Genomic DNA, 4007 nt, shown 5'->3' with positions numbered 1-4007 from the left:
GAGCGTTATAAACTGCACCTGCGTCAGGAAATCATCATGAAACTGTTCCATAAAATCATCGCTAAATTTAGCGTCCTGAGCTTCTAAGCTCCGCGCTATCTCGCTCGCTGACACGACGTATCGCCCATCAAAACGACAACACTGGCGATGTGAAACCGGGAAAAGAAGGTCACCTGATAGGTGGCCTTTCGTTTTTTATGGATAGCATCAATCACTTTACCGTCCTCCCCCGCCAGCGACTGGCGAATATTTATCCTGGTTCTTCCCGCTGTGGGTGCTGATAAACGCCTGCCGCTGCGGCTTTATTCAGGTGGCGAAAAAACAGCAAAAGCAGTGAGATAGTTAATGATTCTCCACCCCGCCCTCCTTTTTCAGCGTTAAACTGATTTGCAGTGGTTAAAAATAGCGTCATAAAATGGGGTAAAACAGTGAGCCTGGACGTTTTCTCCACGTCTCGTTTTATGATGAAAAATATGTAGAAATTTCAACGTGAAAGGCTTTTACTTTTCGTTCTAACTACCGTCAGGATGAGTATGTCAAATAGTGCGATGAGCGTGGTTATCCTTGCTGCAGGCAAAGGGACCCGCATGTATTCCGATCTTCCTAAGGTGCTGCATACCCTGGCCGGGAAGCCAATGGTGCAGCATGTCATTGATGCCGCTAACGATTTAGGCGCATGTGCGGTACACCTGGTATACGGCCACGGCGGCGATCTGCTGCGTCAGACTCTGCATGAAGACAACCTGAACTGGGTGCTGCAGGCCGAGCAGCTCGGAACCGGGCACGCTATGCAGCAGGCGGCGCCATTCTTCAATGATGATGAAGACATCCTGATGCTCTATGGCGACGTGCCGCTGATCTCCGTTGAGACGCTACAGCGCCTGCGCGCCGCGAAACCACAGGGTGGGATTGGTCTGTTAACGGTGAAGCTGGATGACCCAACCGGCTATGGCCGCATTACCCGTGAAAATGGCCAGGTGACGGGCATCGTTGAGCACAAAGATGCCAGCGAGGCCCAGCGCCAGATCCAGGAAATCAACACCGGGATCCTGATCGCCGGCGGAGCGGATCTAAAGCGCTGGCTGGCGAAACTCACCAATAACAACGCTCAGGGCGAATACTACATCACCGATATCATCGCCATGGCGCACCAGGAAGGACACCAGATCGTCGCAGTGCATCCGCAGCGCCTGAGCGAAGTCGAAGGCGTCAACAACCGCCTGCAGCTTGCGCGCCTGGAGCGCGTCTACCAGGCGGAGCAGGCGGAAAAGCTGCTGCTGGCGGGCGTGATGCTGCGCGATCCGGCGCGTTTCGATCTGCGCGGTACGCTGCAGCACGGGCGCGATGTAGAGATCGATACTAACGTTATTCTGGAAGGCAACGTGGTGCTGGGCGATCGAGTGAAAATCGGCGCCGGCTGCGTGATCAAAAACAGCACCATCGGCGATGACTGCGAAATTAGCCCCTACAGCGTGGTGGAAGATGCCCAGCTGCAGGCGGCCTGCACCATCGGTCCATTTGCCCGTCTGCGCCCGGGCGCCGAACTGCTGGCAGGCGCCCACGTTGGTAACTTCGTGGAAATGAAAAAAGCGCGTCTCGGGAAAGGCTCCAAGGCGGGTCATCTGACCTATCTGGGCGATGCGGAGATTGGCGATAACGTCAATATCGGCGCGGGCACCATCACCTGCAACTACGATGGTGCGAACAAGCATAAAACGATTATTGGCGATGATGTCTTTGTCGGCTCGGATACCCAGCTGGTGGCCCCGGTCACGGTAGGCAACGGCGTCACGATCGCCGCCGGCACCACCGTCACGCGCAATATCGCCGATAACGAACTGGTGTTGAGCCGCGTACCGCAGGTCCACAAACAGGGCTGGCAGCGTCCGGTGAAGAAGAAATAATTTGGATTATCGCCGGGGAAATTTTCCCGGCGAACCAGGATGAGAGGGTCAGCATAGATCCCCGTCCGCAGGCAGTACCATAACAATAACCCCACTCTCTACAAGGCTCGGGGCGCCCGGAAAACGGGCAAATACAGGTCAGCGACAACGCATGGCATATCGCCATTATCAGGAAATTTAACTATGTGTGGAATTGTTGGCGCAGTCGCGCAGCGTGATATTGCTGAAATCCTTCTCGAAGGTTTACGTCGTCTGGAATACCGTGGCTATGACTCTGCCGGTCTGGCAGTGGTCGACAGCGAAGGTCATATGACCCGCGTGCGTCGCCTGGGTAAAGTTCAGATGCTGGCTCAGGCGGTAGAAGAGCAACCGTTACACGGTGGTACCGGGATCGCCCATACTCGTTGGGCGACGCACGGCGAACCGTCTGAGAGCAATGCGCATCCGCATGTTTCTGAACACATTGTGGTGGTCCATAACGGGATCATCGAAAACCATGAGCCGCTGCGCGCCCTGCTGCAGTCTCGCGGCTATGTCTTCGTCACTGAGACCGATACCGAAGTTATTGCCCATCTAGTGCACTGGGAGCTGGAACAAGGCGGTACCTTGCGTGAAGCCGTCCTGCGCGCTATCCCGCAGCTGCGCGGCGCTTACGGTACGGTGATCATGGATACCCGTGACCCGGGCACTCTGCTGGCGGCCCGCTCCGGTAGCCCGCTGGTAATTGGCCTGGGGATGGGTGAAAACTTTATCGCTTCCGACCAGCTGGCATTGCTGCCAGTTACCCGCCGCTTCATCTTCCTCGAAGAAGGCGATATCGCGGAAGTGACTCGCCGTTCGGTGGTGATTTTTGATAAGTCCGCTGCGCAAGTGAAGCGCCAGGAGATCGAATCCAATCTGCAGTATGACGCTGGCGATAAAGGTATCTACCGCCACTATATGCAGAAAGAGATTTTCGAGCAGCCGAACGCGATTAAGAACACCCTGACCGGGCGCATCAGCCATGGCGAAGTGGATCTCAGCGAACTGGGGCCCAACGCCAATGAAATGCTGGCTCAGGTTGAACATATTCAGATAGTGGCCTGCGGGACTTCCTATAACTCCGGGATGGTCTCCCGCTACTGGTTCGAAGCGTTAGCCGGCGTCCCGTGCGATGTGGAAATCGCCTCCGAATTCCGCTATCGCAAGTCCGCGGTGCGTCGCAATAGCCTGATGATCACCCTCTCCCAGTCCGGTGAAACCGCCGATACCCTGGCGGCGCTGCGTCTGTCGAAAGAGCTGGGCTATCTCGGCTCGCTGGCCATCTGCAACGTGCGGGGCTCGTCGCTGGTGCGCGAGTCCGATCTGGCGCTGATGACCAAAGCCGGAACGGAAATCGGCGTGGCCTCGACCAAAGCCTTTACCACTCAGCTAACCGTGCTGTTGATGCTGGTGGCGAAACTGGCGCGACTGAAAGGTCAGGATGCGTCTATCGAGCATGATATCGTGCACGGCCTTCAGGCTCTGCCGAACCGTATCGAGCAGATGCTCTCCCAGGACAAGCGTATTGAGCAGCTGGCAGAGCGCTTCTCTGATAAGCACCATGCGCTGTTCCTTGGCCGTGGCGATCAGTATCCGATCGCTATGGAAGGGGCGCTGAAGCTGAAAGAGATCTCCTACATTCACGCGGAAGCCTATGCGGCGGGCGAGCTTAAGCACGGCCCACTGGCGCTGATTGATGCGGAAATGCCGGTGATCGTGGTGGCGCCGAACAACGAACTGCTGGAAAAACTGAAATCCAACATCGAAGAGGTTCGTGCCCGCGGCGGTGAACTATACGTCTTCGCCGACGGTGAAGCCGGCTTCAACGGTAGCGATAACATGCACATCATTGAGATGCCGCATGTGGAAGAGACCATCGCCCCTATCTTCTATACGGTTCCGCTGCAGCTGTTGGCTTATCACGTCGCGCTGATCAAAGGCACTGACGTTGACCAGCCGCGTAACCTGGCGAAATCGGTAACGGTTGAGTAAAGCATCCTATCCTGCAAAGGGCTGCCGACGGCGGCCCTTTTTATTTGCACCTGCTGTTTTCCATCGATTACGTGCGCAATATTTTGGCTG

2 protein-coding genes are annotated in these 4007 nt (G+C 56.1%); both read left to right on the top strand.

Annotated features, from left to right (window positions below; genetic code table 11):
• Positions 1 to 533: 533 nt before the first annotated feature.
• Positions 534 to 1904: a bifunctional UDP-N-acetylglucosamine diphosphorylase/glucosamine-1-phosphate N-acetyltransferase GlmU gene (gene glmU / locus VZP09_RS20745; RefSeq protein ID WP_004151550.1), complete on the top strand. Its 1371-nt coding sequence runs from the start codon at positions 534 to 536 to the stop codon at positions 1902 to 1904.
• 183 nt (positions 1905 to 2087) lie between these two features.
• Positions 2088 to 3917: a glutamine--fructose-6-phosphate transaminase (isomerizing) gene (glmS, locus tag VZP09_RS20740; RefSeq protein ID WP_032415838.1), complete on the top strand. Its 1830-nt coding sequence runs from the start codon at positions 2088 to 2090 to the stop codon at positions 3915 to 3917.
• The last annotated feature ends 90 nt before the right edge of the window (positions 3918 to 4007 follow it).

Origin of the sequence: Klebsiella sp. EMBS2024, assembly GCF_036233805.1 — a bacterium.
Taxonomy (GTDB): Bacteria; Pseudomonadota; Gammaproteobacteria; order Enterobacterales; family Enterobacteriaceae; genus Klebsiella; species Klebsiella pneumoniae.
This window is presented reverse-complemented; position numbering and strand designations above follow the sequence as displayed.